Raw genomic sequence first — 25,869 nt, forward strand, 5'->3', positions numbered from 1 at the left:
GTCCAGACTCCGGCAGCCAGCTCTTTGGGTCATAAGCCAACCCAACTATACGGCAAAGAACGCCGCTTCGTTGGTCTGTCTTATGCCCGTCAGAGCTCCATGGCTGCCTGCGCTTTTCTTATAGTCCAGACTCCGGCAGCCAGCTCTTTGGGTCATAAGCCAACCCAACTATACGGCAAAGAACGCCGCTTCGTTGGTCTGTCTTATGCCCGTCAGAGCTCCATGGCTGCCTGCGCTTTTCTTATAGTCCAGACTCCGGCAGCCAGCTCTTTGGGTCATAAGCCAACCCAACTATACGGCAAAGAACGCCGCTTCGTTGGTCTGTCTTATGCCCGTCAGAGCTCCATGGCTGCCTGCGCTTTTCTTATAGTCCAGACTCCGGCAGCCAGCTCTTTGGGTCATAAGCCAACCCAACTATACGGCAAAGAACGCCGCTTCGTTGGACTGTCTTATGCCTGTCAGAGCTCCAGGGCTGCCTGCGCTTTTCACTAGTCATCGCATCGTCTCAAGCTCCAATTCTCCGTTTTCATAAAGCAATCGGATGGTGCCGTTTTCTGCAGTGTTCAGCGTATCGAGCTTCAATTCGGTAAATCGTTCCACCACTTCGGGGCTCGGATGGCCGTAGCGATTATCTGCACCCGTTGAAAAGATCGACAATGCCGGTTTGAGTGCGGCCAGGAATTCCTCGCTGCTGGACGTCTTGCTGCCGTGATGGCCCACTTTCAATACCGTCAATCCGGCGAGTTCGTTCCCATAAGACTCCAATAGATCCTTCTCGCCTCCCGCTTCCAGGTCGCCGGTAAATAAAACCCGGTAGTCCCCGGTCTTCATTAACAACACCAGCGAATCGTTGTTGCCTTCGTACTCCGCATCCTTTGGCAATAAATAGGTGAATTGCGTCTCACCCACTGTCCAATTCGATCCCGCTCCCGGAAACACCACTTTCGCTTCTGCCGTATCCGGTGCCAGCTGCACCATCAATGCGTTCGATGCGGAACCCGGAGTCAGATGCAGCTCATCGACCGGGAAAAGCCGGAAAATTTCTTCCGCCCCTTCAGCGTGGTCTGCATCCGGATGCGAAATGATAAAGGTGTCGATCGACGAAATCCCATTCCCTTTCAGATAAGGCGCCACTACTTGCCTGCCGATTTCATACGGCCTTTTTTTCTCTTTGAAAGCCTCTGTATCAAAACGCAGCAGCCCGCCGCTATCAATCAAATAGACTGCCTGCCGGTAAGGCAGTTCGACCAGCGCACTGTCTCCTTGTCCGACATCAAGAAAAGTCACCTTCAAGCGCGGATCGAGATAAGGCAAGGCCGTGAACAGCAGAGCCGGTACCAATAAGATCAGTAATTGCCGAAAACGGAATTTCCGCTCAGCCGTACAATAAAAGAGATAGACGCTGCCCATCAGCAAAAATACGGTAAAAACTCCAGGTTTTCCTGGATTCCACAGCTGATAAGGCAAATCCGCCAGCCAAACCATAAAACGATCGACTTCACTGCGCAGCGGCTCATAAAAGTAAAAAACAAAGTCGGCAGCCGGCTGAAATACCGATGTCAGAAAGAGCAGCAGAAAATTGGCCGGCAGGATAAGCAAGGTGAACAGCGGAACAAACAAGCTGTTGACCACAAATGCTGACAGCGATAGTTCATAAAAGTGGAACAGCAGCAATGGATACAGGGTCATCTGAGAGATGAACGTGATGACAAACCCCGTTTTCAGGGATGATTGGATTCCACCCAAAAACTTCAATGAATAGATGATACCGAACGTCGCTCCATAAGAAAGTTGAAAACCGATTTTATACAACGCGTATGGATTCCACAGCAGGAAGAGCACCATACTTGTTAACATAATACTTGCAATAGGAATCTTGAATCCTAGCAGTTTTCCAGCCAGCACCACCGATACCATGCTTACCGCCCGCCATACCGAAGGCGCACTCCCTGCTATCACCGCATACAGCGGCAGGACAATCAGCAATATTAGGAAAGCCGTCTCTTTTCGGACGTGCAGGCGGACCAGAATCACATACAAAAGGCCGGACGCTATCCCGACATGCAGTCCCGAAATGGCGAATAAATGAGAGATGCCGAGTGTTTGATGCACCCGCTGATCGTCAGGATCCATGTTTTCACGTTCACCGATCAATAGCGCTTCCGCTTCCGCAGCCAAACTTTCCGGGAAATGCGCACGGATATGATTTTTGAGGGCATCTCTTCTCCCAAGTAACCGATTAGCCCATGTAGCATTCGTCCGAGCCCCGTCCATCGACTGGATCGTCAAGAGAGATGCAGCTCCATTGTGTTTCAAGTAATCGGCCATATTGAACGAATAGCGGTGCGATGGTGCTGAAGCTGCTTCGAAAACGCCGGACACCTGAAATACCGATCCATCCACTAACTTCTCCATAAGATGCTTTTCCTCTTCTGAGTCCACACGGTACCGGGCGTAAACGATAATATCCTCTCTTATCAACGCAAACCCTCTGAGGCTGTCGCCATCGATGACTGCTCCTGGCTTGAATGTCAGTTCTCCTGAGTACCTCCCGGAATAACCAAACGTATCCTGGCTGCGAATATCTTGTACCAGGTAAACGGTGCAGGCAAACAACAGGATACTGAGGATGACGGACAAAGTTTCCTTTTTCCAAGCCATCCAACAAAAAAGCAGCGCCATGAACACGAGCTGAACCGCTGTTTCATGCGCTGCATATGTGGCAAGAGCTGTCGCTGTTGCCAGGTAAAGAAAGATCGTGGTGTTTAGACTTCGACTTCTCCGAATAATTGATTCACCCGTTCACTGTAATGGGCCAATTCTTCTTCGCTTCCGCCTTTTTCACGCAATTTCTCCAGAAGCTCAATATATAGAGCTGATTTTTCCACACTCAAAAAATCGATTTTCCGCTCATCGAATACTACCTGCACCACTTCAACGCCAGCCTGTTCCAATAATTCAATAGCGTATTCATGATTTTTGTAGTCGGTGGCATAATACAAACGGGAAATTCCTGACTGGATAATCGACTTGGTGCATTGCAGGCAAGGGAAATGGCTGACATACATATCGGCGCCATTGACGCTGACGCCATACTTTGCGCATTGCAGCAACGCATTCATTTCTGCATGGATGGTCCGGACACAATGGCCATCGACAACGTAACACCCTTTATCGATGCAATGGTCGCCGCCTGAAATCGATCCATTGTACCCCCCAGCCATAATTCTGCGGTCGCGTACAATGGTGGCGCCGACAGCCAGTCGTGTACATGTGCTTCTGAGTGCGAGCAAATGGCTTTGCGCCATGAAAAATTGGTCCCAAGTTATTCGCTTCATTTAATTGCCTCCTGCTTGTGTAGTTAAAATAAGTGTAGCAGAGGCGACGGTTTCGTCAACCGCCTTTGTTGCACATCGCGATTATTTAACGATGATCAACTCTTTTAATTGTTCAAAGGTTTTATCGCCGATCCCGGTGACTTCCGTCAATTCTTCCGGCGTTTTGAAGCTTCCGGCTTCTTCCCGGTAAGCTAGTATAGCAGCAGCTTTGGAAGGACCGATTCCCGGCAGTTCCATCAATTCGGTTTCTGTTGCCAGATTGATGTTGATGAGGGTGCTCCCACTACTGCCTGGGGCTGTCTGCTGGGCTGCCGGCAAGATGATTTCTTCACCCGCCGCTGGAACATACAGACTGGTTTCATCAACAACAATCAATGCCAGATTTATGGAGCGGCTGTCGGCTTCAGGCGTAAATCCGCCGGCAGCATCTATGGCATCCTGCATACGCGATCCTGCCGGAAGCTCATAAACGCCGGGACTGACCACCTGGCCTTTCATATCTATCATTAATGTGGATTCGATTACGGGATTTTCGTTTTCAGGGGTTTCTGTCTGCTGAGGGGATTCAGCGCTGATCAATTCGAGAGAAGCGGCGGGTGTTGTTTCCGCCTTTTCTTGTGGAAAGAAGAAGTAGATCATCAATAACGCAATGGCGGCAGCGGGGATCAACAGCCATGCGGAGTTTTTCTGAAGCTGGGAAGGTTTCAGCTGGCATTCCTCATTTCTTCAGAAGGCAATTAAATGGAAGCTGTTTGAATTATATATTAATTCACCGGCTGCTGTCCATCCTTTTCGGACAAGCAAAAAACCACCTGCAAAATGCAGATGGCTGAATTGCTTTTTTTATTTTTTGGCATGAAAGAAAATGCGTTCACTTTCTTCGTCCGGAGCCTGATCTGAAAAATCGGCGGTGACCGACTCTACAGAAAACCCTGCCGCTTCCAGCCATTTCGTGTACACATCAACGGAAAAGGTGCGCTGCTCATGCGTTTCTTCAAAACGCTCAAACAACCCATTCTGGCGGACAAAGAATGTCATATCGTGAATCACGCTATGTTCTGCTTCACCAGGCTCTGTATGCCAGATATAAGCGATTTCCTCCGCGTCGTAGACAAACGGGCTGTCCATGTAGACTCCATCCACTTTAAAGATGGAATGCACATCAAAGAAAAAATGGCCGCCCGGATTCAATGAAGCATAGATTTCCTTGAACGTCTGCTGGACCTGTTGTTCCGTCTGTAGATAATTCAAGGAATCGATCGCAATCGTGACAAGATCAAAGCCGTCCAGGCCCTCCAGGTTGTCCATGGACAATTGAAGTACCGGAATCGACTGGTTTGCTTCCTGGAAACGTTGATTGGCGACCGTCAGCATGTCTTCCGACAAGTCGCTGGCAGTCACGTCATAGCCCATTTCAGCAAAAAGCTGTGACAATGTGCCGGTTCCGCACGCCACATCCAGCAATTTGCCGGACGGAGCATGGGAAGCGACCCACTCCACATACTTTTCATAAGAAATATCCTCCATCAGTCCATCATAGACTGCGGCAAATTTTCCGTATTTCATATTTCCATTTGCGGAGCTTCTCTCCACAGGCGTTCCAAATTATAGTATGAGCGTTCGTCTTTGTGGAAGACATGTGCCACGACATCGCCAAGATCGACAAGGATCCAGCGCGCTGAATCGAATCCTTCGATGCTTTTCACTTCATGGCCTTCTTCATGTGCTTTATCCATGATTTCTCTTGCAATCGACTGAACTTGGCGATCGGAATTTCCTGTGCAGATGACGAAGAAATCAGCCAAAAGCGAAATCCCCTCCATATTCAAGACAACAATGTCTTCCGCTTTTTTATCTTCTGCAGCATTATAAGCTACTTGTAGTAAAGTTTCTTTAGTCATTCTTTCACTTTCCCTTTCTGTTGCACGAAGTAGTTGTAGCACTTCAGTGAATCCGGAAATACCGGTTGATTTTTCGATACTAAAAATTCGATGGAATGTTTGACCGAGGCTTCCATCATAACATCCAATCCCTGTTCTTTTAATTGTCGCAATTCTTCAACACCTGAAAATTTGCGGTTCGGTTCGATCAGATCGGCAATATAGACGACTTTTTCCAAATCAGACATCTCCGCGCGTCCGGTTGTATGGTAACGGATAGCATTCAGAACATCTTCATCTTCCACGCCAAATTCAGTTTTCGCCATATACGCGCCCACAGGTGCATGCCAAAGTTCCGCATGATAATCGAGCAATAGGGGATCCAGCTTCTCAGAGACGATAATGGACTTCATCCACTCCCGATCTGAAAATTTTGCTGCGTCATGCAAAATCGCGGCAGTTTCCGCCTTAGACTCGGATACATCAAATTCCTTGGCGAGTTCTCTTGCTGTTTTCACCACGCCCAGCACATGCGTAAAGCGTTTTTCAGGCAGCCGTTCCTTAACTTTCTGCAGCATTTCGCTGGAATCCATATAAGCCCTCCTCTCGGATAAACGCTTCTACTTTATCAGGCACCAAAAAAGTGAGGGGTCCGCCTTTAGCGGCACGCTCTCTCAACATCGTGGATGACAGCAGTAATTCGGGTGAATCAATCATCATGACAGGATAAGGTGTTTCTATATTATAACCCGGACGCTTGACTCCGATAAAGCGAATCAACTTCACCAATTCGTCGATGCGATACCAGGAAGGCAAACCTTCCACCATATCGCCTCCGATGATGAAGTAGAACTCCTTATCAGGTTCTTTTTCAGTCAGCCGCGTCAGTGTGTCAAACGAATAGGAAACCCCGCCGCTGTCGATTTCAAAAGCTTCCAGCCGGAATTGCGGACGGCCTGAAATGGCCAGTCCCGTCATCTCCAAACGCTGGTGCGCACTGGCTCCCGCCACATCCTTGTGTGGTGCAATATAGTTGGGCATGAAGCGCACTTCGTCCAATCCGGCTGAATGATACGCTTCATTGGCCATAATCAGATGGCCGAGATGAGGTGGATTGAACGTTCCGCCCAGAATCCCGACTTTTTTCATCTTTTAACCGGCAGCTCGATCTTTTTGTTGTTGACCGATTGTTTATAAAGAATCACTGTGTGGCCGATCAATTGAACCAATTGTGATTTTGTGCCTTTGGCAAGAGCTTTCGCCACTTCATCTTTGCCATCTTCATTGTTTTGAAGAATGCTGATTTTCACCAATTCACGCTTTTCCAATGCTTCTTTGATTTGAACGAGCATGGCTTCGTTGACTCCGCCTTTGCCTACCTGGAAAATCGGATCAAGATGATGTGCTTCGCTTCTCAAAAAGCTTTTTTGTTTAGTTGTTAACATAAGTGCCTCCTAGTTTTTCTGTGATCAATTTGATCATTTTTTCAGTATCCGGCTGTACGCCTGTCCACTTTTCGAATGCAATTGCACCCTGATAGACAAACATGCCGACACCATTCAATATAACGCAATTTTTTTCTTCGGCTTTCTTTAAAAAAGGTGTCTCTAGTGGAACATAGATGATATCCGCCACCAAAGTTCCCGCCTTGACCTGCTCCAGGGAAATCGGCAAAGCTTCGCCCGTCGCCAAACCGACAGATGTCGTTTGGATCAGAATCGCAAATTCCGCCAATTGTTCCTCGGATTCCTTAAGCGTTATAGCGGAACCGCCAGTTTCAGCAGCCAGCTCCTCCGCCCGGCGGAAAGTCCGATTGGTGATCGTGACGTCACTGAACCCGGCGCGCTTCAACGCGAAAGCGATGCCTCTTGCTGCACCACCCGCTCCAATCAGCAAGACTTTAGATGCTTTATCGACAGGATGAACAAGCATGGATTGGACAAAGCCATCACCATCCGTATTGGAACCGACATACTGTTTCCCATCGAAATTCACCGTATTCACGGCATTCATCTGCATGGCATTTTCTTCCAGTTTGCCCAGAAACGGAACAATCGACTGTTTATGCGGAAGCGTGATATTAAAACCGCTGACTCCCAGCGTTTTCATGGCTTCGAATGATTTTTCCAGCTGTGACGGTTCCACATGAACCGGAATATAGGCTGCATCAATGCCATGTTCACTAAACCATGTATCGTGCATGAATGGGGATAAGGAATGGGAGATCGGATCACCGATCACCGCGTACCATTTCTTCATCTAAAAACCTCCTAGATCAACGATGGGCGCAATAGAACTTCTACACCTTTAGGTGCATGGGCAGCAATGACAGCATTGCCGTGTTGAATGGTAATCCAGCCAAGCCCCGAAAAGACGATATCGGTCTTCGCTTCCTTGACGCTGAACTCATGGCGCACCAATTCCGGAAAATCATCTTTGTATTCGGCCGATGGCGGTGCCAGCATATCACCCAAATGCTGTTCATATAAAGCATCTGCGTTTTCCAGTTTGGTACGGTGAATCGGCAGGTCATTTGCGATATGGACAGTGAAAGACGAGCGTTCACCTTGGATAAAGTCGAAACGAGCTAATCCGCCAACAAATAACGTCTGTTCCGCATTCAATTGGAAGACGCGCGGCTTGATCTCTTTTTTAGGCATGATCTGCTTAAGATCTGCCGTTTGGAGATGGTGCGCCAATTGATGATGGTTGATGATGCCTGGCGTATCGAATAATGAACGTTTGTCATCCAATGGGATTTCGATCATATCCAACGTGGTTCCCGGGAAATGGGAAGTTGTAATGACATCAGCTTGTCCTGTAGCCTGTTTGATGACGCGATTGATGAACGTCGATTTCCCCACATTCGTACAGCCGACCACATAGACATCTTTGCCTTTGCGGTATTTTTCGATGGCTTCCATCGCTTCCGGAACTCCAGTCCCTCTATGGGCACTGACAGTCAACACATCGATTGGCTGCAAGCCCAGCTTGCGGGCCTCCTGTTTCATCCAATGGATCAGTTTATGCTGTTTGACTGATTTCGGCAGCAAGTCCGCTTTATTAGCAATCAACAAGATATCGTTATTTCCGACAAAGCGGTGAAGGCCCGGAAGCCAGCTGCCATTAAAGTCGAAAATGTCGACAATCTTCACAATTAGGCCATCGCGTTCCCCTAAGCCGTTTAAAATACGCAGAAAATCATCATCCGTCAAAGAAACCGGTTGAAGTTCATTGTAATTCTTCAGGCGGAAACAACGCTGGCAAATAATTTCTTCTTTTTCCAATGAAGAGGGCGGAGCATATCCTACCTCTTCCTTGTTTTCTGTTTGAATCTGTACACCGCATCCGATGCAAGTTGGCATTTCACTCAATTTTCTTCCTCCCACATCAATTGTCCTTTATCTTTCAATCTCTTCATGATTCTGCGTTCGACTCTCCGGTTGAAACGCGTAAAAAAGCCATCGGACTGAGCCACTGGCAATACCAAGATCGTATGCATCTTATTCAAGTTGCCGCCGAAAATATCCGTCAGCATCTGATCTCCGATCACCACCACCTGGTCGCGCTTCGCTTCCATGATCCGGAGCGCTTTGCGGAAGGCGCGGCCCATCGGTTTGCGTGCCTGGTAAATAAACGGAATCCCTAAAGGATCCGCAAATGACTTGACGCGCAATTCCTTGTTGTTGGAAACGATGACTACCTGGATGCCGGCGTCCTTCATCGATTTCAGCCACTCGATCAATTTCGGTGTCGCATCCGGTCGATCCCATTCCACAAGCGTATTATCCAAATCCGTAATGATGCCTTTAATATTCTTTTCAATCAATGTTTCCGGCTTGATGTCAAATACGTCTTTCACGTATTGGCTTGGTACAAAATTCTGATACACTGCAACCCACTCCTGTTTTCCGAACTTAATGCTATTGATTATACCATAATTCCTAGCGCTTCTCCCACCTTGATCCGTTGTCCATCCGACATATCTTCGACAAATTTGATGGAATTCTCCTCAAAGAACAGCACAACTGTGGATCCGAAACTGAAATAGCCCACTTCACTGCCTTTTTGCCATTCACTGCCGGTTTCCGTCAGCTTGATGGAATTGACGAACATGGCGCCGACTTTGACAACCAGCATCCTGCCGAACGCCGTTTCCAGCTCGGTGATCATGCGGTAGTTGCCGCTGATCGGCGTTTTGCCGTAGTGCAACCCAGCTGCGTTGACTGGGTATGATTTTTTTCCGAGTACGTATTGCTTCTCTACTTTGCCATCAGCCGGACTATGGATCCGGTGATAATCGGCAGGCGATAAATACAGCACTGCATATTTTCCGTTCTGATAGCGGTCAGCCAAGGCGTTATCCCCGAGGAGATCAGCCAAAGAATACTGCTGGCCTTTCACCAGGAACGTGATGCCTACCTGCATATCTCCGGCAATTTCTATTTTGCCATCGACTGGAGAAACCACAGGGGCACTGGCGATCGGACGGCTCGATGCCGTCAGTTTACGGACAAAGAAATCATGGAGTGTCGGAAAGGAATCCACAGGCTCTTCGACATCATCCACTAAGATCTGATAGGCTTTGATATAGCCAGGAATAAACCTTCGGCTGTTTTTGGATTGAGAGAATTGGCGGATCAGATTGGAAGTAAAAGCTCCGTTTGTAAGTTCAATTGAACGCTGGTATAGATATTTTTTCATAGAGATGCCTCCGTTGCTAAAATAGTCTACCATTTTTTTACCTTTCACAGTATAATAGAGTGAACAAGTTTACAAAAAAGAAGGAGTGTTTTCCATTGTTAATTACAGAAAGAATGGATCACACCATAAAAAAGCTGAGGTCACAGACCGCTAACACCATCACAATCGGCAATATGCTGTTTGGCGGTGCCTCACTTATGGCCACTTTAAATGGATCTTATAGCTATAGCGTGCTATTTATATTTATTGCGGCTTTTTTGGACCGCTTTGACGGTATGGTGGCAAGAAAGTTCAATCAGGAATCTGAACTCGGTAAGCAGCTCGATTCGATGAGCGACATATTATCCTTTGGTGTTGCCCCTGCAATTTTAATGTACCAGCTTGTCTTGTCGGACTTCGGTTTTATCGGAATGGTTTTTACAGTCATCTATATTTCTTGTGGTGGTTTTCGTTTGGCGCGTTTCAATATTTCGGATGCCACCGGTTATTTCACCGGTTTGCCGATTACAGCGGCCGGTACGGTCATTACATTATCCTATTTTGGTCTGACGATGGTTTCGCCAGTCGCCTATATGTTCCTGTTCATCCTTTGTTCTTTATTGATGGTCAGTACCTTCTCTTTAAGAAAAGTGTAAAAAAGCTGAGTGACGTTGAGAAAACGTCCTCAGCTTTTTATTTTGGGCAATTCCATAGTTCAAGTTAGATGCGCGCTGCCAACCGGCTGATTACATTGAAGACGATTTCCGTTGAATGCTTGGCTGCCACAGGCAAAAATTCATCAAATGATACAGAAGATTCTTTTCCGGCGATATCAGACAGTGCCCGAATGACTACGAATGCCACGTCGAACTGATAGCAGACCTGCGCAACCGCAGCCGCTTCCATTTCAGCTGCTTTCATCGTTGGAAAATATTCACGGACTTTTGCCACACGTTCGGGATCATTCATAAAGGAATCGCCTGTCGCAATCAAGCCGACTGCGTAATCATGCTGCCCCATTTCCTTGACTGCCTTGATTGCCAGTTCAATCAATTCTTCGTTGGAAGTGAATGCTGCCGGCATTTGAGGCACCTGCCCCATTTCATAGCCGAAGACTGTAACATCCACATCGTGGTGACGGACTTCGTCAGAGATGACTACCGCGCCAACTTCGAGTTCTTCATCAAAGCCGCCTGCCGAACCGATATTGATGACAATATCCGGCTGGTACTGCTGTAAAAGGATTGTTGTTGACATGGCGGCATTGACCTTGCCGATGCCGCTTTTCAGCAAGACGATTTCCTGCCCTTCGTATGTACCCAAAGTAAATTCACATTTGGCAATTTCTTCTGTCCGGGAATCTTCCAGACCGCTTCTCAATAGTTGAACTTCTTCTTCCATCGCACCAATTACACCGATTTTCATTTTGCTATTCCCCATTCCAGCGTCAATTTATCTTTCCTGTTTCAATACCCTTTTATATATAAGTTGTACAAAGAATCTTCGCCTGCTGATATTCCGCAAATCTATTATGGATACAGTGGTAACACAGAGGCTCGCTTCAAATTCACTACATCTCTTAGCGCCGGCGCGCCCAAGGGCTAGGCAAGAAAATAAACCAAAGGAAGTTTAGGTTATTTTCTTTGCTTCGAAGCTAGCGGAGCGATGCAGAAGCAGAGGTTTTACAACTCTTACTTTAGGAACCCTACTCAAAGCGTCCGAAGCGTTGTGTAAAAGACGGTTTCTTTAGTTCAACTTATATTATACCAAAGAAAAAGACGCCTTTATCAATAGGCGCCTTCCAATGTTTTCAGCACGTCCATTTTCACTGGTTTCCAGCCTTCGCCGTCTACCCATTCCATATGGACACGATATTTTTCAGATTCGTCTTTGGACTGAACAGTCGCAATCGACTTCTGAGGACCGCCGCCGTTTTTAATCATCATGACATACATATTGTTGGCATCAAGGCCAGTCGCATAAGCTACCGCATTGACTTTTTCGTTCCAATCCACAGAATCCTTCTGGTACACAGAGACATGATCACCTTTTTGCTTAGTGCCTACCGGCTCCCAGCTCGTATTGATGACTGTTTCTTCCACTATCGGGTCACTGGAATCTTCTCGTGTGATGGTTCCGCCTTTTGTGACAGATCCTTCTTCTTCTTTGGCTTTTTCTTCTTTAGCTTTTTCTTCTTCAGCTTTTTTAGCTTCAGCTTCTTCTTTAGCTTTTTCTTCTTCAGCCTTTTTAGCTGCTTCTTTTTCTTCTTCAGAGGCTTCAGCATCTTCATCGGTGCCTGCGCTTCCTTCTTCACTGTCTCCAGTGCCACTCGTTTGGTCTTCGGTTTCAGGTGAAATCGTCACCGCTTCAAGATCTTGAGCCTGATCGTCCCCTCCACTAAACAGCATGGAAACCCCGATAATGAGAATCAATGCAAATACCAAGCCGATCATTATATTCAAAATGGAATTTGACCGGTTTTTCTTTTTCTTCAAACGAGAGGGATAAGGTTTTTCTTCGTTAGTCATTGGATGTCCCCCTTTCTTAATAGTTTACCATAAATCCAGTATGACAAATTTGACGTTTCAGCGATAATTTCGTTTCAGTAAAAGTCAAAATAATGAGAAACGGCCATCCCTTTTACAGAACGGCCGTCTCCATTACGTGATTGAAAGAATCTTGATTTCCATTTCTCCGCCAGGTGTCAGTACTTTGACATTTTCACCGATTGTGCGGCCGATCATGCTTTTTGCAATTGGAGAATCGTTTGAAATACGGCCTTCCAAAGGATCCGCTTCAGCTGACCCGACGATTGTGTAGGATTCTTTATCGCCATCTGGAACTTCTATAAATGTAACGGTCGTCCCTAAGCGGACGATGTCTTTGTTCGATTCATTTTCATTTATGATAACCGCGTTGCGGATCATCGATTCGAGTGTTGAGATACGGCCCTCTACAAATGCCTGATCTTCTTTCGCAGAATCATATTCAGCATTCTCGGATAAATCACCGAAATCACGCGCGATCTTAATTCGTTCAACCACTTCTTTGCGTTTAATCGTTTTTAGAAAGTCCAGTTCATCTTCCAACTTCTGCTTTCCTGCAGCTGTCATTGGAAATTGTTTTTCGTTAGCCATTGTTTCCACTCCTTCAACTGCTGACCTGGATGCACGTGTGCAACCGTCAGTCTGGTCTCATCATATTATAGATTGACAATCTATTCAAGAATAGTTTTGATTTTTGTGACCATTAAATCAATCGCCACTTCGTTTTGTCCGCCTTCTGGAATAATGACGTCTGCATACCGTTTGGTCGGTTCGATAAATTGGTTATGCATCGGACGTACGACGGTCAAGTATTGTTCGATGACCGAGTCGATGGTCCGGCCACGTTCGTTGATGTCACGCAGCAGACGGCGGATGATGCGCAAGTCGCCATCCGTGTCGACGAATAATTTGATATCCATCAATTCACGCAACCGGACATCTTCCAGCACCAAAATCCCTTCCAGGATAATGACATCTTTCGGTTCGATTACGACCGTTTCTTCAGCACGCGTATGTAGCGCATAATTATATACCGGTTTTTCGATTGGGCGGCGCTCCAGCAATTCGTTGATGTGCTCGATCAGCAGGTCTGTATCAAATGCCAATGGATGGTCGTAATTCGTTTCCAGGCGTTCTTCAAAAGCCAAATGGCTTTGATCTTTGTAATAATAATCCTGCTCGATCACCACCACCGAGTTTTCTTTAAATACTTCATAGATGGAGTTCGTTACACTCGTTTTCCCCGAGCCCGAACCCCCTGCGATCCCAATAACGACCGGCCGTTTCTTCGACATGTTGTTTAGCTCCTTGCAAATCTCTTTTTAGTGTATTCATCTTTTTTTGCAGATCATAATGCCGTCTCCCGAAGACAATAATTCCGTGTCGTAACCGGAGTGACTGAGCATATGTTCTTTAAAGGCCGCCAGATTGCGGATCATCGTGCGCTTTCTTCTGGGCACTTCAGATAACGGGATATCTGAAAGTCCATGCATGGCCATGTTATCGCAATATATGATTCCGCCTTTTGGCAATAAAGGTTCATACTTGTCGAAAAAGCGCTCATATTGCCCTTTTGCTGCATCGATGAAAATAGCATCATATTGCGGTTTCAGAATTGCCAGTTCGAGCTCCAATGCATCTGCATGGAATATTCGGATCTGGTTCCCTAAACCTGATTGCGCAATAAATTCGACCGCTTTCCGATAACGGGAATCGTCGCGTTCAACGGTGTCCACTGTGCAAGCGGGCAAGGCTTCTGCCATTTTTATCGCCGAAAAGCCGATGGCCGAACCAATTTCCAAAATCCGTTCGGGCTGCTGCTGTTTCAGCAGATCCAGCAGTTCCCGGATTCCCTGATCTTCCATGATCGGCACATGATGCGTAGCTGCATATGTTCGCATCTCTTCAAGCGTCGTTGCTAATTGATTGTTCACCATACTGGAAAGCTCCTTTTCGACTAAGCAAAAATTACTTCAAATATTACCATAAAAAGAGAAGGAAAGCGAGGACGCTTCCTTCTCGAAGGTGTTAATTTCCGATATATTCATCGCGGTTCGCCAAATGTTCTTCATAAGTTTTGGCAAAATGATTCGTACCTTCCGAATCAGCCAGGAAGTAGAAGTAGTCAGTATCAGCAGGATCGAGCACTGCTTCAATTGAAGATCCTCCGGCATTCGCGATCGGACCAGGCGGCAGACCTTTGTTCTGGTAAGTGCTGTATGGATGTTCAAATTCGTAATCCGTATTGAACAAGCGGTCTTTATGCTCACCCATTGCGTAGATGACGGTTGGATCCGTCTGCAACGGCATATCATCATCCAAACGGTTATAGAAGACGCTGGCAATGGTTTGGCGATCAGACTGCGCTGTCGCTTCTTCTTCCAACAGCGAAGCGAAGGTCAACAACCAATGCGGCGATCTTCCGCTTTCTTCCAAAACGGCTTGATACTGCAGAACATTGGCTTGAGTCGTATCAAGCATCTGTTCAATGAGCAATGTCAGTGAAGGATCTTCTTCGTAAATGGCGTAAGTGGCCGGGAACAGATAGCCTTCAAGTGCATAACGGATATTATCGCCCAATATCTCATCTGTCAATAACTCCGGATACTTGATCATCAGCTCTTCAATATAAGCCGGATCTTCGATTTTCGCTAAAAATTCTTCAGCCGTATGCGAAGTTTTTTCCGCAATGACGTTTTCGGCAATCTCTTCCACCGTCAAGCCTTCTGGAACGTTGATCGTAAACAGCGGCTCGCGATAGACTTTACCGCTTTTTAGGCTTTCCGTAATTTCATCCAATGTCATGGACGGCAGCAAATCATAAGTTCCAGCTTGAAACTCGGATTCATTATTGAATTTCACATAGTATTTGTAGATGCGTGCATCTTCAATGACTCCGTTTTCTTCAAGCAATGCCGCAATGCTGTCCAGACTTGAACCGATCGGGACTTCAACGGTCACCACTTCCTCTGAATCCGGATCTACCGGCGCAAGGGCGCTGCTGATGTAATTATAGGCTTGAAAGCCTGCGATCCCGATAATGACCAATAGGATCAGCGCGACTATTAATACGATGCGTCGGACGACTCTCACTTCCTTCTTTTTTTCTTTCATGCGTTCAAACATGATGTCTTTTTTTGACTGTTTCTCCACGGGTTCCCCCCCCCAGCTTTTCTCTTCTGCAAAAGTTGGACCTTAGCTGTTCAACTTCTTTAAGTATACAAGAAAAACGCACAAAAGAAAAAGACGGAATCAGCAATCAATTCCGTCCTCCATTTTTAAAGCTCTTCGTTTTCTTCTTCTTCGTCAAGGAAGGTATTCAACATTTCTTCGATCATGTCCCATTCAGCATCCGTTTCAACCGGGCGAAGTTCTCCGCCGCCTACAGTTTCGTCCGAGTCAGGGTTTTCAGTGAAGGAAGATGCATGAATTTCGATTTCGCCTTCTTCATCTTCTTCAGCGCCTACCGGGAAATACAAAACGTATGATTTTCCGAAGTCTGCTGATTCAAATGTAAACAATACTTCAAATAATTGTTCGTTGCCGTTTTCATCAACGACTGTAATGTGCTCTTGTCCGTGTTCCATTTGTGTCACCTCATTATTTTTTAAAATCAAGATAGCCTTGCAAAATCATGACTGCCGCCATCTTGTCGATCACTTTTTTGCGGTTTTTGCGGCTGACATCTGCGGAGATCAACATCTTCTCTGCTGCCGACGTCGTAAGCCGTTCATCCCATAGGACCACCGGTATACTATACGCTTCTTTCAGCAAAGCTGCAAATCTTTCGGATGCTTCAGCGCGCGGCCCGATTGAATTGTTCATGTTTTTCGGGTAGCCGACAACCGCTTCGGTCACTTCATATTGCTTGATCAGTTCACCGAGGCGGTCCATTCCAAATTCTTCGATCGCTTCATTTATTTTGACGGTTTCGATTCCTTGGGCTGTCCAGCCCATCGGATCGCTGATTGCGACTCCGATCGTTTTCGAACCGACATCAAGTCCCATTATACGCATCATTTCATTATTCCCCGTTATTCTTCTTAATATAGAACTTTACAAGCTCTTCCAGAATTTCATCCCGTTCCAGTTTGCGAATCATATTTCGCGCATCCTGATGGCGAGGAATATAAGCCGGATCACCTGATAACAAATATCCGACAATCTGATTGATCGGGTTATAGCCTTTTTCTTCAAGTGCAGAATGGACCTGAAGCATCACTTGCTTCACTTCCTGCTCCATCGACTCATCAGAAGAATCGAATTTCATAGTTCGATCAAATGAACTCACGACAAGCACCTCGCTTTCGGATTTTAAATAGGAATAATTGCTCCTGCTGTCTGATTACCATTATAACCGATAGCGTGGATTTATTAAACCTATTTCACTAAGCTGTAAACGGATTCGAGCGCCGATTCCAATTTCCCGGCATCTTTTGCACCCGCCATCGCCATATCCGGACGGCCGCCGCCTTTTCCTCCGCATAGCTCTGCCACATGTTTGACGATTTGCCCAGCATGATAATCGCCGCCAGCCAAATCTTTCGTAACACCTGCAGCCAGCATGACTTTGTCTCCATCTGTTGCACCTAAAACGATGACTGCTTTGTCAATTTTCGTTTTCAAATCATCCAGCATCTGGCGCAATTGGTTGTTGTCTTTGGCCTCTACTTTGACTGACAACACAGTGATATCGCCGACTTTTTGCGCGCGATCCAAGATGCCGGCAGATTGTGCATTTGATACCTTCGCAAGCAGGGATTCGTTTTCACGCTGCAGTGATTTGATTTCGGCTTGGACAGACTGTACTTTTTGGACCATGTCTTTTGGATTGGCCTTCAGAAGTCCTGCCGCCTGCTCCAAAATCTGTTCGCTGTCTTTCAGGCTTTCGTATGCCCCTTTACCGGTTACCGCTTCAATTCTGCGGATGCCAGCTCCAATGCCGCCTTCTGAAACGATTTTGAACAACCCGATTTCAGACGTATTGACCACATGGACACCGCCGCAAAGCTCCAGTGAATAGCCGCCGATTTCAACGACACGGACAACATCACCGTACTTCTCTCCGAACAAAGCCATAGCACCCATTTCTTTCGCTTCCTGCAGGTTATGGTAGCCGGTTTGAACCGCAATGCCTTCCCAAACCTTTTCATTGACGATTTGCTCAATTGTCTCCAATTCTTCTTTCGTCACCTGGCCGAAATGCGAGAAATCGAAACGCAGACGGTCCGGTCCTACATAAGAACCTGCCTGGTTGACGTGTGTGCCTAGAACATCTTTTAGCGCCTGGTGCAATAGGTGTGTCGCCGTGTGGTTTTTCACCGTATGGCGGCGCTCGGATGCATCTACTTGCGCATGCACAGCCGATTTCGTCAATTCACCGGTTTCTACGCGCACGGAATGCAGGTTCTGGCCATTCGGCGCTTTTTTGACATCGAGCACAGCTACGCTTGCAAAGTCGTTGCGCAATGTCCCGTGATCCGCAATCTGTCCACCGCTTTCAGCGTAGAATGGCGTCTCATCCAGGATGACCTGAACTTCTTCACCTTCGTGCGCGCTGTCTGCCAGTTCACCGTCTTTGATGATGAACAGAACATTGGCATCGGATACCGTCTGGTTATAGCCGATAAATTCGCTCGCTTCTTTAATATCGCCCAGCACTTCGGATTGCGTCTGCATCGAATTGACATTCTGGCGTGCATTTCTCGCACGGTCACGTTGAGCCTGCATCGCTGCTTCAAAGCCTTTGTGGTCAATCGTCATGCCTTCTTCTTCTGCGTATTCTTCTGTCAACTCCACCGGGAAGCCGTACGTATCATACAGGCGGAATGCATCTTCGCCCGGGACTTCCGTAAGTCCAGCAGCTTTTTCTTTTTCTACTACTGACGACAAAATTGCCAAACCATCGTGAAGCGTTTCGTGGAAACGTTCTTCTTCGAGTTTCATGACACGGATGATAAAGTCTTGCTTGTCGTTCACTTCCGGGTAGAAGTTTTTCATGATGTCGCCGACAACCGGTACCAATTCAAACAGGAACGGTTTCTCGACGCCCAGTTTCTTCGCATAACGGACAGCCCGGCGCAACAGCCGGCGCAATACGTAACCGCGGCCTTCATTCGATGGAAGCGCGCCGTCACCGATCGCAAATGCCACGGTACGGATATGGTCGGCGATCACTTTGAAAGCCATGTCCATATCAGCATCTTCGCCGTATTTCTTGCCCGATATCTCTTCGGTTTTCCGGATGATCGGGATGAACAGATCCGTATCGAAGTTGGTCGGTACGTCCTGTACAACAGAAGCCATGCGCTCCAAGCCCATGCCTGTATCGATATTCTGCTTAGGAAGCGGTGTATAGGTATGGTCCGGGTTGTGGTTGAACTGTGAAAAGACCAGGTTCCAGATTTCCAGGTAACGGTCGTTTTCGCCGCCCGGGTACAATTCAGGGTCATTCATGTCATTGCCGTAGCTTTCGCCGCGGTCATAGAAGATTTCAGAGTTTGGTCCACTCGGGCCTTCTCCGATATCCCAGAAGTTGCCTTCCAGACGGATGATGCGCTCAGCCGGAATGCCGACTTCGTTCAACCAGATGCCATAAGCCTCTTCGTCTTCCGGATGGATCGTCACCGATAATTTATCAGCATCGAAACCGATCCATTTTTCGTCCGTCAGGAATTCCCAAGCCCAGTGGATTGCTTCGGTCTTGAAGTATTCACCGATCGAGAAGTTGCCGAGCATTTCAAAGAACGTATGGTGGCGCGCCGTTTTGCCGACATTTTCAATATCATTCGTACGGATCGATTTTTGTGCATTGACAATCCGCGGGTTTTCAGGAATGACACGACCATCAAAATATTTCTTCAAGGTCGCCACGCCGCTGTTGATCCACAGCAGGGAAGGATCTTCAAAAGGCACAAGCGGTGCGCTCGGCTCCTGGTCATGGCCTTTCTCTTTAAAGAAGTCGAGATACAATTGTCTGATGTCTTCAGCTTTCAAATTTTTCATCTGTTTTTCCTCCTCAGCATAATAAAAAGCCCCCATCCCAAAAAAGGGACGAAGGCTTTATTTCGCGGTACCACCCTAGTTACACGGACCATGAAGCTCCGTGTCTCTCGAACACCTTAACGCGGTTCAACGGCAGGGATTAGCTGCACTCCGGAGTAGCTTTCTAAAATCAGATCTCGTCGGGGCCTTTCAGCCAGGGGTCCCGTTTCTGTCCGGATGCGATTTTATACTGTCTCCATCAATGTGTTTGTCTATCAGTCTAATTTGAATTATAGAAAAAGCTTTGGGTGATGTCAATAGAAGGGTTAAGAAATCGCTCCATGCGCTTCTTAACATTAATCAAGCATCTTTTCATTGAAATGGCTGCTTTCCGTTCCGGCGCTCGCTTTCCACGGGTTCGCGCCCAAGCCTCCTCAGTCGCTTCGCTCCCTGCGGGGTCTCGGTCGTCTCACTATTCCGCAGGAGTCGAGCACCTGCACTCCAAGCAACCGGTATAGGAAAAAGCAAAGCTATTTTGTGGAATATCGAAGCCCAATCTACCTTTTCAACTTTTCACATCAAGCTTCCATAAACTTCTGTGGCGTGATGCCTTCCATGCCGATCATCGGGTGGATGGCGTGGACGTTTTCGTTGGTCAGGCTGACGGGTCCGCTTTGTTTGGCTTCAGCTTTTTGCTGTGTTTGCTGTTCGGTTTTCGGTTCTTCCGCTGCGACTGCTAAGCGATTCTTTAAAGTCGTCATCCGCTGCGCGTCGTCTGTGCGTTCGACGCCGTAGCGGAAAACGCTCGGGTCGCCGCAGAGGATGAGGAAATCTTTGCTTCGGGTGATGCCGGTGTACAGCAAATTGCGCCGCAGCATTTTCATATAGCCGCGGACCACGGGCATGATGACGGTCGGGAATTCGGAGCCCTGTGATTTATGGATCGAGCAGCAATAGGCCAGCGTCAACTGGTTCAAGTCGCTGCGTTCGTAGGTCACTTCAATGCCGTCGAACGACGCCACCAGCATGTCCTGCTTTTCGACGGTCTCTTTCGCTTTCAGGATTGCCACAACTTCCCCCATATCGCCGTTGAAGACATTGCTTTCCGGCTGGTTGACGAGCTGCAGAATCTTGTCGCCGATGCGGTAGGTGATGTCGCCGAATACCAGTTCTTTTCGTTTGCCATCCGGATTCGGGTTGACCATTTCCTGGATCATGCGGTTCAAGGCATCAATTCCTGCCGGTCCTTTGTACATCGGCGCCAGCACCTGGATGTCTTTGATTGAATGGCCTTTTGATAAAGCGCTCTTGACGACTTTTTCAACAACAGACGGAATCTGGTCGATGCCCGCTTTGATGAATGAACGGTCTGCCGTTTTTGCGGTGATGTCATCCGGCAATTGGCCTTTTTTCATTTGGTGGGCCAGCTCGATGATTGATGAGCCCGACGACTGCCGATAGATTTCGGTCAATTCCACAGTGGGAATCCGTTTTGATTCGAGCAGATCCCGCAGCACCTGCCCCGGTCCGACCGGCGGCAGTTGGTCCTGGTCCCCGACAAAAATCAATTGGGCATCTTCTGGCACCGCTTTTAAGAGCTGGTGCGCGAGCCATGTATCGACCATCGACATTTCATCGATGATGATCAATTTGCCTTCGATTTCCTTTTCGGTTTCTTCGTCTTTTTCCTGCCCGTTAAAGCCGAGCAGACGGTGGATGGTCATGGCCGGCAAATCCGTTGATTCACTTAACCGCTTCGCTGCACGTCCTGTCGGTGCTGCCAGGATGATCGGAAACGGCTCTTTTTTCTTGGCGTACTCTTTTGGGTCCAGCGACAGCCCGTGCAGCTCTGCATAGATCTCTACCAAACCTCGGACGACGGTGGTCTTGCCGGTACCCGGTCCGCCGGTTAAGATCATGACGGATGAATTGATGCTGTTTTCGATCGCATCGACCTGCGTTTCGGCATAGCTGACACCCAGCCGCTCTTCCGCTTCGCCGAGTGCCTTCCGCACTTCAGAACTCGGAAACTTCGTCCGGGTTTCCTGTTCTGCAAGCAGCGTTTCCAATTTTGTCGCAATGCCGACTTCCGAATAATACAGCGATGGCAAATAAAGCCGCGTTTCTTCTCCAGCGACTTTGCCTTCTTCATTCAGCTCAATCGCCGCTTTGGAAATCGCATCGATCGGAATCTCTTCTTGTTGGCGTGATTCCAGCATCTCTTTGACCATGGGAATCAAAGCCTTGGCATCCACATAGACGTGGCCTTCAGACAGCGAGGCCTGGTTGAGGATATGCAGGATCGATGCTTTGATGCGGTCCGGGTGGCTGCCTGTGATACCGAGCTTCATGCCCAGTTCATCAGCGCGCTGGAAACCGATTCCTTCGATTTCCTCGATCAGCTGAAACGGGTTTTTCGTCAGGATGTCGATGGTTTCCTCGCGGTAGGCCTGGTAGATCCTCATGCCAACTTGTGGGCCAAAGCCCCAGTCGTTGAGCTGGATCATGACACGCTCAAGCCCGAGATTCATCTGTAGCGTTGCACGGATCGTGTCCTTTTTTTCGTCGGACAGGCGCGGCACTTTGTCCAGTGCATCCGGGTCTTCCAAAATCTTTTTGATGGCATCCTTGCCAAGTTTTTTGACGATCGTTTCCGCTGTTTTCCGGCCGATGCCGTTGAACATGTCACTTGACAAATAATGGATAATTCCTTGTTCGGTTTCAGGCACTTCCTTGGTGAAAGTTTCCACCTGGAACTGAACGCCGTAGCGCGGATGGTTTTTCACGGCGCCGGTAAAACGGTATTGCTCTTCAAGGGACAGCATCGGAAAATAGCCCGACACGATAATTTCCTTTTCGGTATACGGGGTGTTGGTTTCCTGGATCTTCACTTTCGCAATGGAGAATAAATTTTGGGGATTGTGAAATATCGAGACGACAGGACGCCCTAATACAAACTGTTTTTCTTCTTGGAATAAATCGATTTGTCCGGTCATTTCTGTCGTCTCCCTTTCACGTGGCTATTCCAGTGTCGTTGCAATCATATCGTAGGCGTATCGCGCCATTTCGTTTCGTTCATCAAGCGTATAGGCTTGTTTCAGGTGGTTCATGGCATCTTCTTTGCGGTTTGTGGAAACCGCATAAAGAACACCCAAATTGTAATGGGCGTCCGAATGGTTCGGATCCTGTTCGAGCACCTGCAAAAATTGCGGCTCTGCCAGTTCGAACAATTCCAATGATGCCAACGTGATGCCGAAGCTCAAACGGGACTGGACATCGGTTTCATCCAGTTCCACTGCGCGCTGCAGATAGGGCAGCGCCAATTTTGGCTGCTCCAGTTTTTCGAAGCATTTGCCGATCATGAAATGCGCATCCGCGCCTTCCAGTTCGTATTGGAGGGCTTTTTCGTATAATTTCAACGCTTCCTCGTAACGTTCCGAGTTGAAATACAGATTGGCGAGGCCATAATAAGCCGTCGCCGATGTTTCATCCAGCACGATCGCTTTTTGGAAAAACCGCTCTGCGCGGTCGATTTCATCCATAGAAGTCAGCACATGGCCAAAATTGATATAGCCAAGCGGATTGTCCGGCTGCTCTTCGATCGCTTGTGTAAAAGCTTTGATCGCTTCTTCCGTGTTGCCTTCCTGTAATGCCTGTATGCCGATTTCGTTGTAATTCATCGCTGTCTCTCCCATTAGCCTACATATTCCAAACGCGCGCCGTTTTTAAAGACGCGGTCGATGGTTCCGCCGCCGAGGCATTCTTCGCCGTCATAGAAAACGACTGCCTGGCCAGGCGTAATAGCACGGACCGGCTCTGCAAATGTCACAATGGCTTCTTCACCTTTGAATTCCACGCTCACGCCGACGTCCTGTTGGCGGTAGCGGAATTTCGCTGTGCATTCCAACGTTCCGGTTGGTGCTGTATTTGACGTGAAGCTTAAGTTTACCGCCGTCAGGCTATCCGAGAAAAGAGCATCGTGATGGATATTTTGCCCGACGTATAACACATTCTTTTTCAGGTCTTTGCCGATGACGAACCACGGGTCGCCGGCGCCCCCGATGCCAAGTCCCTGGCGTTGGCCGATCGTGTAGTACATCAAGCCGTCGTGCGCGCCCATTTTGACGCCTTCCAAGGTTTCCATCGTGCCAGGCTGTGCAGGCAAATATTGCCCAAGGAATTCCTTGAAATTGCGTTCGCCGATAAAGCAGATGCCGGTGGAATCTTTTTTCGTCGCTGTGGCAAGCCCAGCTTCCAATGCGATTTCACGGACTTTTTTCTTTTCCATATGGCCGATGGGGAACATCACTTTGGACAACTGGCCTTGATCCAATTGGTTCAGGAAATAGGTCTGGTCCTTGTTGTTGTCTTTGCCGCGCAGCATTTTCGTTTCGCCGTTTTCCGCGTGCTCGACTTGTGCGTAATGGCCGGTCGCCAAATAATCCGCGCCTAGGCTCAACGCGTGCTCAAGGAAAGCTTTGAATTTGATTTCCTTATTGCACATGACATCCGGGTTCGGAGTGCGTCCCGCTTTGTATTCTTCCAGGAAATAGGTGAAGACTTTATCCCAATACTGTTTTTCGAAATTGACGGCATAATACGGAATGCCGATCTGGTTGCAGACCCGGATCACGTCTTCGTAATCCTCTGTTGCCGTACAGACACCGTTCTCGTCCGTATCATCCCAGTTTTTCATGAAGATGCCGATGACATCATAACCTTGTTCTTTCAATAAATAAGCGGCAACCGAAGAGTCCACCCCTCCGGACATGCCGACAACAACGCGTGTATCGTGTGGTGCTTTTGCAGTCATTTTTTCTCACCTTTTCATTTTAACGCCAAACGCTGGCTGATTTGAGCTGTCTTTTCGGCAGCTTGCTTAATATCTTCAGGCATCAAACCGATGCCGAAACTGAAGCGGATGGAATTGCGGCTCTCTACCGCCTGTTCCCCGTACATCGCAACCAGCACATGGGAAGGATCGATCGATCCCGCCGTGCAGGCTGACCCGCTGGAGGCAGAAATTCCCGCTAAATCCAGATTGACCAGAAACGACTCGATTTCAATGCCCGGAATGCTGAGATTTAAAATATGCGGCATTTGGTTGCTGCCGTTTTCTTTATAGTCGATGCCTTGCTGATCCAAAGCAGATCTGAAGATGGTTTTGTATTGCTCGTAAGCCGCTGTTTTTTCTTCCATTGTCGCCAAAGAAATCTCTACAGCTTTGGCAAATGCCGTAATCGCCGGCACGTTTTCCGTGCCCGCGCGGCGTTTGCGTTCCTGCTCTCCGCCGTAGAGGAGCGGCGTCAATGCCGTTCCTTTGCGCTGGTACAGGAAACCGACGCCTTTCGGGCCATTGAGCTTATGTGCGGACACAGACAATAAATCGACATTCAGTCTATCGACATCGATCGGCAACACCCCGTATGCCTGGACAGCATCCGTGTGGAAAGTGACCTCCGTCCCTTTCAGCAATTCGCCGATTTCAGCGATGGGCTGCAGGGTGCCGACTTCATTGTTGCCCAGCATGACCGATACTAGAATTGTATCGTCACGCAGCGCATTTTTCACGTCTTCTGCTCGCACACGCCCATTTTCACCAACCGGCAAATACGTCACGTCATAACCTTCCCGCTCCAGCTTCTCGCAGGCATGCAAAACGGCATGGTGTTCAATTGCTGTCGTGATGATATGTTTGCCGCTCTTTTTAGCGGCCGTTCCGAAGATCGCGAAATTATCCGCTTCCGTTCCGCCGCTGGTGAAAATGATTTCATTGTCCTCAGCGTGGATGCTTTCAGCCAGTAATTTACGCGCATCGTCCAGTGCCTTACGTGCAGCTCTTCCGGTCCCATGGATACTTGACGGGTTGCCGTAGACCGTTCCGAGTGCTTCGGAAAAAGTCGTGACAACTTCCGGATGCATCGGCGAAGTCGCCGCATGGTCTAGATAAATTCGATTCATGATCTGTTAACTCCCTTATATATAATACATATAATTTTCAGTTTCACCGTTATTGGCATTCGCCAAATCTTCGATCGTGGTGGTGTCGAGAACATTCTTCACAGCATCACGGATGCGCACCCACAACTCGCGTTGAGGCTGCTTTTCATCTTCGATGCCTTCAACCGGCTGGATCGGGCCTTCCAAGACGCGGATGACGTCTCCAGCGGAAATCTCTTTCGGGTGGCGCGTCAGCATATAGCCGCCGTATGCCCCGCGGACACTTTTAACAAGCCCGGAGTTGCGGAGCGGTCCCACCAGCTGCTCCAGGTAGGCTTCGGACAACTCATTTTCCGCTGCAATCTTCCGCAGCGGCACAGGGCCTTCCCCGTATAGTTTTCCTAATTCGATCATTATGGTCAGACCGTAACGGCCTTTGGTTGATATTTTCATCATTACACCTCTAAGTTTGATAAATTGAACGAATATTTCTTGGCT

The 25,869-nt window shown here is 48.0% G+C and carries 28 protein-coding genes and 1 other annotated feature; of the genes, 1 reads left to right on the plus strand and 27 read right to left on the minus strand.

The features are described from left to right. Positions 1–492 precede the first annotated feature (492 nt). From K8U60_RS10080 to K8U60_RS10135, 12 genes are all read right to left on the minus strand, one after another. Entirely contained in the window at positions 493–2,661 is a 2,169-nt protein-coding gene (locus K8U60_RS10080) for a DNA internalization-related competence protein ComEC/Rec2 (protein ID WP_223638050.1), read from the minus strand. Between the two features lie 104 nt (positions 2,662–2,765). After that, positions 2,766–3,338 carry a ComE operon protein 2 gene (locus K8U60_RS10085; RefSeq protein ID WP_223638053.1) on the minus strand — a complete coding sequence of 191 codons (573 nt, stop codon included), beginning with the start codon at positions 3,336–3,338 and terminating at the stop codon, positions 2,766–2,768. An 81-nt stretch (positions 3,339–3,419) separates the two neighbouring features. Further along, the gene (locus tag K8U60_RS10090) at positions 3,420–4,007 is read right to left on the minus strand and encodes a helix-hairpin-helix domain-containing protein (protein WP_223638056.1); all 588 of its coding nucleotides are present in this window, start codon (positions 4,005–4,007) and stop codon (positions 3,420–3,422) included. A 174-nt stretch (positions 4,008–4,181) separates the two neighbouring features. Beyond that, positions 4,182–4,904 carry a class I SAM-dependent methyltransferase gene (locus K8U60_RS10095; protein WP_223638059.1) on the minus strand — a complete coding sequence of 241 codons (723 nt, stop codon included), beginning with the start codon at positions 4,902–4,904 and terminating at the stop codon, positions 4,182–4,184. Next, on the minus strand, positions 4,901–5,239 hold the full coding sequence (gene rsfS, locus K8U60_RS10100) for a ribosome silencing factor (RefSeq protein WP_223638063.1): 339 nt from the start codon (positions 5,237–5,239) through the stop codon (positions 4,901–4,903). The genes K8U60_RS10095 and rsfS overlap by 4 nt, the downstream gene beginning before the upstream one ends. After that, positions 5,236–5,811 (minus strand): bis(5'-nucleosyl)-tetraphosphatase (symmetrical) YqeK, encoded by a 576-nt coding sequence (gene yqeK / locus K8U60_RS10105; protein ID WP_223638066.1) that lies wholly within the window; start codon positions 5,809–5,811, stop codon positions 5,236–5,238. The genes rsfS and yqeK overlap by 4 nt, the downstream gene beginning before the upstream one ends. Continuing rightward, on the minus strand, positions 5,780–6,367 hold the full coding sequence (locus tag K8U60_RS10110) for a nicotinate-nucleotide adenylyltransferase (protein ID WP_223638069.1): 588 nt from the start codon (positions 6,365–6,367) through the stop codon (positions 5,780–5,782). Before K8U60_RS10110 ends, yqeK begins: the two co-directional genes overlap by 32 nt. After that, a complete protein-coding gene (gene yhbY / locus K8U60_RS10115) occupies positions 6,364–6,663 on the minus strand; it encodes a ribosome assembly RNA-binding protein YhbY (protein ID WP_142827770.1) in 300 nt (99 codons plus the stop codon). Before yhbY ends, K8U60_RS10110 begins: the two co-directional genes overlap by 4 nt. Next, positions 6,650–7,477 carry a shikimate dehydrogenase gene (gene aroE / locus K8U60_RS10120; protein WP_223638071.1) on the minus strand — a complete coding sequence of 276 codons (828 nt, stop codon included), beginning with the start codon at positions 7,475–7,477 and terminating at the stop codon, positions 6,650–6,652. Before aroE ends, yhbY begins: the two co-directional genes overlap by 14 nt. Before the next feature lie 11 nt (positions 7,478–7,488). Then, on the minus strand, positions 7,489–8,592 hold the full coding sequence (gene yqeH, locus K8U60_RS10125; RefSeq protein ID WP_223638073.1) for a ribosome biogenesis GTPase YqeH: 1,104 nt from the start codon (positions 8,590–8,592) through the stop codon (positions 7,489–7,491). Continuing rightward, complete coding sequence (locus K8U60_RS10130) at positions 8,589–9,110, minus strand: YqeG family HAD IIIA-type phosphatase (RefSeq protein ID WP_223638075.1); 522 nt, start codon at positions 9,108–9,110, stop codon at positions 8,589–8,591. The genes yqeH and K8U60_RS10130 overlap by 4 nt, the downstream gene beginning before the upstream one ends. Before the next feature lie 38 nt (positions 9,111–9,148). Continuing rightward, complete coding sequence (locus tag K8U60_RS10135) at positions 9,149–9,922, minus strand: phosphatidylserine decarboxylase (protein ID WP_223638088.1); 774 nt, start codon at positions 9,920–9,922, stop codon at positions 9,149–9,151. Positions 9,923–10,017: 95 nt separating this feature from the next. On the opposite strand from K8U60_RS10135, the gene pssA reads away from it, so the two are divergent. Beyond that, on the plus strand, positions 10,018–10,557 hold the full coding sequence (gene pssA / locus K8U60_RS10140) for a CDP-diacylglycerol--serine O-phosphatidyltransferase (protein WP_223638090.1): 540 nt from the start codon (positions 10,018–10,020) through the stop codon (positions 10,555–10,557). 64 nt (positions 10,558–10,621) lie between these two features. On the opposite strand, the gene mtnN is transcribed toward pssA, so the two are convergent. The 15 genes from mtnN to cymR form a co-directional block, all read right to left on the minus strand. After that, positions 10,622–11,326 carry a 5'-methylthioadenosine/S-adenosylhomocysteine nucleosidase gene (mtnN, locus tag K8U60_RS10145; RefSeq protein WP_223638093.1) on the minus strand — a complete coding sequence of 235 codons (705 nt, stop codon included), beginning with the start codon at positions 11,324–11,326 and terminating at the stop codon, positions 10,622–10,624. A gap of 362 nt (positions 11,327–11,688) precedes the next feature. After that, positions 11,689–12,429: a DUF1510 family protein gene (locus K8U60_RS10150; protein ID WP_223638096.1), complete on the minus strand. Its 741-nt coding sequence runs from the start codon at positions 12,427–12,429 to the stop codon at positions 11,689–11,691. A 132-nt stretch (positions 12,430–12,561) separates the two neighbouring features. Then, entirely contained in the window at positions 12,562–13,038 is a 477-nt protein-coding gene (gene greA, locus K8U60_RS10155) for a transcription elongation factor GreA (protein ID WP_215098774.1), read from the minus strand. Between the two features lie 80 nt (positions 13,039–13,118). Next, entirely contained in the window at positions 13,119–13,763 is a 645-nt protein-coding gene (gene udk / locus K8U60_RS10160; RefSeq protein ID WP_298830550.1) for a uridine kinase, read from the minus strand. A gap of 15 nt (positions 13,764–13,778) precedes the next feature. Next, on the minus strand, positions 13,779–14,384 hold the full coding sequence (locus K8U60_RS10165) for an O-methyltransferase (protein ID WP_223638102.1): 606 nt from the start codon (positions 14,382–14,384) through the stop codon (positions 13,779–13,781). Between the two features lie 91 nt (positions 14,385–14,475). Further along, positions 14,476–15,600, minus strand: a complete 1,125-nt coding sequence (mltG, locus tag K8U60_RS10170) for an endolytic transglycosylase MltG (protein WP_223638105.1) — start codon at positions 15,598–15,600, stop codon at positions 14,476–14,478. Between the two features lie 125 nt (positions 15,601–15,725). Next, on the minus strand, positions 15,726–16,034 hold the full coding sequence (locus K8U60_RS10175; protein WP_223638108.1) for a DUF1292 domain-containing protein: 309 nt from the start codon (positions 16,032–16,034) through the stop codon (positions 15,726–15,728). A 13-nt stretch (positions 16,035–16,047) separates the two neighbouring features. Next, the gene (ruvX, locus tag K8U60_RS10180; protein ID WP_146557809.1) at positions 16,048–16,464 is read right to left on the minus strand and encodes a Holliday junction resolvase RuvX; all 417 of its coding nucleotides are present in this window, start codon (positions 16,462–16,464) and stop codon (positions 16,048–16,050) included. Positions 16,465–16,471: 7 nt separating this feature from the next. Further along, positions 16,472–16,738 (minus strand): IreB family regulatory phosphoprotein, encoded by a 267-nt coding sequence (locus tag K8U60_RS10185; RefSeq protein WP_223638110.1) that lies wholly within the window; start codon positions 16,736–16,738, stop codon positions 16,472–16,474. 89 nt (positions 16,739–16,827) lie between these two features. Continuing rightward, a complete protein-coding gene (gene alaS, locus K8U60_RS10190) occupies positions 16,828–19,452 on the minus strand; it encodes an alanine--tRNA ligase (protein ID WP_223638113.1) in 2,625 nt (874 codons plus the stop codon). 41 nt (positions 19,453–19,493) lie between these two features. After that, positions 19,494–19,703: a binding site (T-box leader), on the minus strand. Between the two features lie 306 nt (positions 19,704–20,009). Then, positions 20,010–22,427 (minus strand): SF1B family DNA helicase RecD2, encoded by a 2,418-nt coding sequence (recD2, locus tag K8U60_RS10195; protein WP_223638116.1) that lies wholly within the window; start codon positions 22,425–22,427, stop codon positions 20,010–20,012. A gap of 24 nt (positions 22,428–22,451) precedes the next feature. Beyond that, entirely contained in the window at positions 22,452–23,111 is a 660-nt protein-coding gene (locus K8U60_RS10200; RefSeq protein ID WP_223638119.1) for a tetratricopeptide repeat protein, read from the minus strand. Positions 23,112–23,125: 14 nt separating this feature from the next. Next, entirely contained in the window at positions 23,126–24,244 is a 1,119-nt protein-coding gene (gene mnmA / locus K8U60_RS10205) for a tRNA 2-thiouridine(34) synthase MnmA (RefSeq protein WP_223638123.1), read from the minus strand. A gap of 14 nt (positions 24,245–24,258) precedes the next feature. Further along, entirely contained in the window at positions 24,259–25,392 is a 1,134-nt protein-coding gene (locus K8U60_RS10210; RefSeq protein ID WP_223638124.1) for a cysteine desulfurase family protein, read from the minus strand. Positions 25,393–25,407: 15 nt separating this feature from the next. Beyond that, positions 25,408–25,824 (minus strand): cysteine metabolism transcriptional regulator CymR, encoded by a 417-nt coding sequence (gene cymR / locus K8U60_RS10215; protein WP_223638501.1) that lies wholly within the window; start codon positions 25,822–25,824, stop codon positions 25,408–25,410. Positions 25,825–25,869: the final 45 nt, after the last annotated feature.

It is taken from the genome of Planococcus circulans, assembly GCF_020023385.1.
In the GTDB taxonomy this organism is placed as follows: domain Bacteria; phylum Bacillota; class Bacilli; order Bacillales_A; family Planococcaceae; genus Planococcus.

Bases quoted from the DNA above. Each gene is read 5' to 3' on its own strand.
- K8U60_RS10080 (WP_223638050.1), bottom strand. From the start codon at position 2,661: ATGGCTTGGAAAAAGGAAACTTTGTCCGTCATCCTCAGTATCCTGTTG.
- K8U60_RS10085 (WP_223638053.1), bottom strand. From the start codon at position 3,338: ATGAAGCGAATAACTTGGGACCAATTTTTCATGGCGCAAAGCCATTTG.
- K8U60_RS10095 (WP_223638059.1), bottom strand. From the start codon at position 4,904: ATGAAATACGGAAAATTTGCCGCAGTCTATGATGGACTGATGGAGGAT.
- rsfS (WP_223638063.1), bottom strand. From the start codon at position 5,239: ATGACTAAAGAAACTTTACTACAAGTAGCTTATAATGCTGCAGAAGAT.
- yqeK (WP_223638066.1), bottom strand. From the start codon at position 5,811: ATGGATTCCAGCGAAATGCTGCAGAAAGTTAAGGAACGGCTGCCTGAA.
- K8U60_RS10110 (WP_223638069.1), bottom strand. From the start codon at position 6,367: ATGAAAAAAGTCGGGATTCTGGGCGGAACGTTCAATCCACCTCATCTC.
- yhbY (WP_142827770.1), bottom strand. From the start codon at position 6,663: ATGTTAACAACTAAACAAAAAAGCTTTTTGAGAAGCGAAGCACATCAT.
- aroE (WP_223638071.1), bottom strand. From the start codon at position 7,477: ATGAAGAAATGGTACGCGGTGATCGGTGATCCGATCTCCCATTCCTTA.
- K8U60_RS10135 (WP_223638088.1), bottom strand. From the start codon at position 9,922: ATGAAAAAATATCTATACCAGCGTTCAATTGAACTTACAAACGGAGCT.
- mtnN (WP_223638093.1), bottom strand. From the start codon at position 11,326: ATGAAAATCGGTGTAATTGGTGCGATGGAAGAAGAAGTTCAACTATTG.
- K8U60_RS10150 (WP_223638096.1), bottom strand. From the start codon at position 12,429: ATGACTAACGAAGAAAAACCTTATCCCTCTCGTTTGAAGAAAAAGAAA.
- greA (WP_215098774.1), bottom strand. From the start codon at position 13,038: ATGGCTAACGAAAAACAATTTCCAATGACAGCTGCAGGAAAGCAGAAG.
- K8U60_RS10165 (WP_223638102.1), bottom strand. From the start codon at position 14,384: ATGGTGAACAATCAATTAGCAACGACGCTTGAAGAGATGCGAACATAT.
- K8U60_RS10175 (WP_223638108.1), bottom strand. From the start codon at position 16,034: ATGGAACACGGACAAGAGCACATTACAGTCGTTGATGAAAACGGCAAC.
- ruvX (WP_146557809.1), bottom strand. From the start codon at position 16,464: ATGCGTATAATGGGACTTGATGTCGGTTCGAAAACGATCGGAGTCGCA.
- alaS (WP_223638113.1), bottom strand. From the start codon at position 19,452: ATGAAAAATTTGAAAGCTGAAGACATCAGACAATTGTATCTCGACTTC.
- recD2 (WP_223638116.1), bottom strand. From the start codon at position 22,427: ATGACCGGACAAATCGATTTATTCCAAGAAGAAAAACAGTTTGTATTA.
- K8U60_RS10200 (WP_223638119.1), bottom strand. From the start codon at position 23,111: ATGAATTACAACGAAATCGGCATACAGGCATTACAGGAAGGCAACACG.
- mnmA (WP_223638123.1), bottom strand. From the start codon at position 24,244: ATGACTGCAAAAGCACCACACGATACACGCGTTGTTGTCGGCATGTCC.
- K8U60_RS10210 (WP_223638124.1), bottom strand. From the start codon at position 25,392: ATGAATCGAATTTATCTAGACCATGCGGCGACTTCGCCGATGCATCCG.
- cymR (WP_223638501.1), bottom strand. From the start codon at position 25,824: ATGAAAATATCAACCAAAGGCCGTTACGGTCTGACCATAATGATCGAA.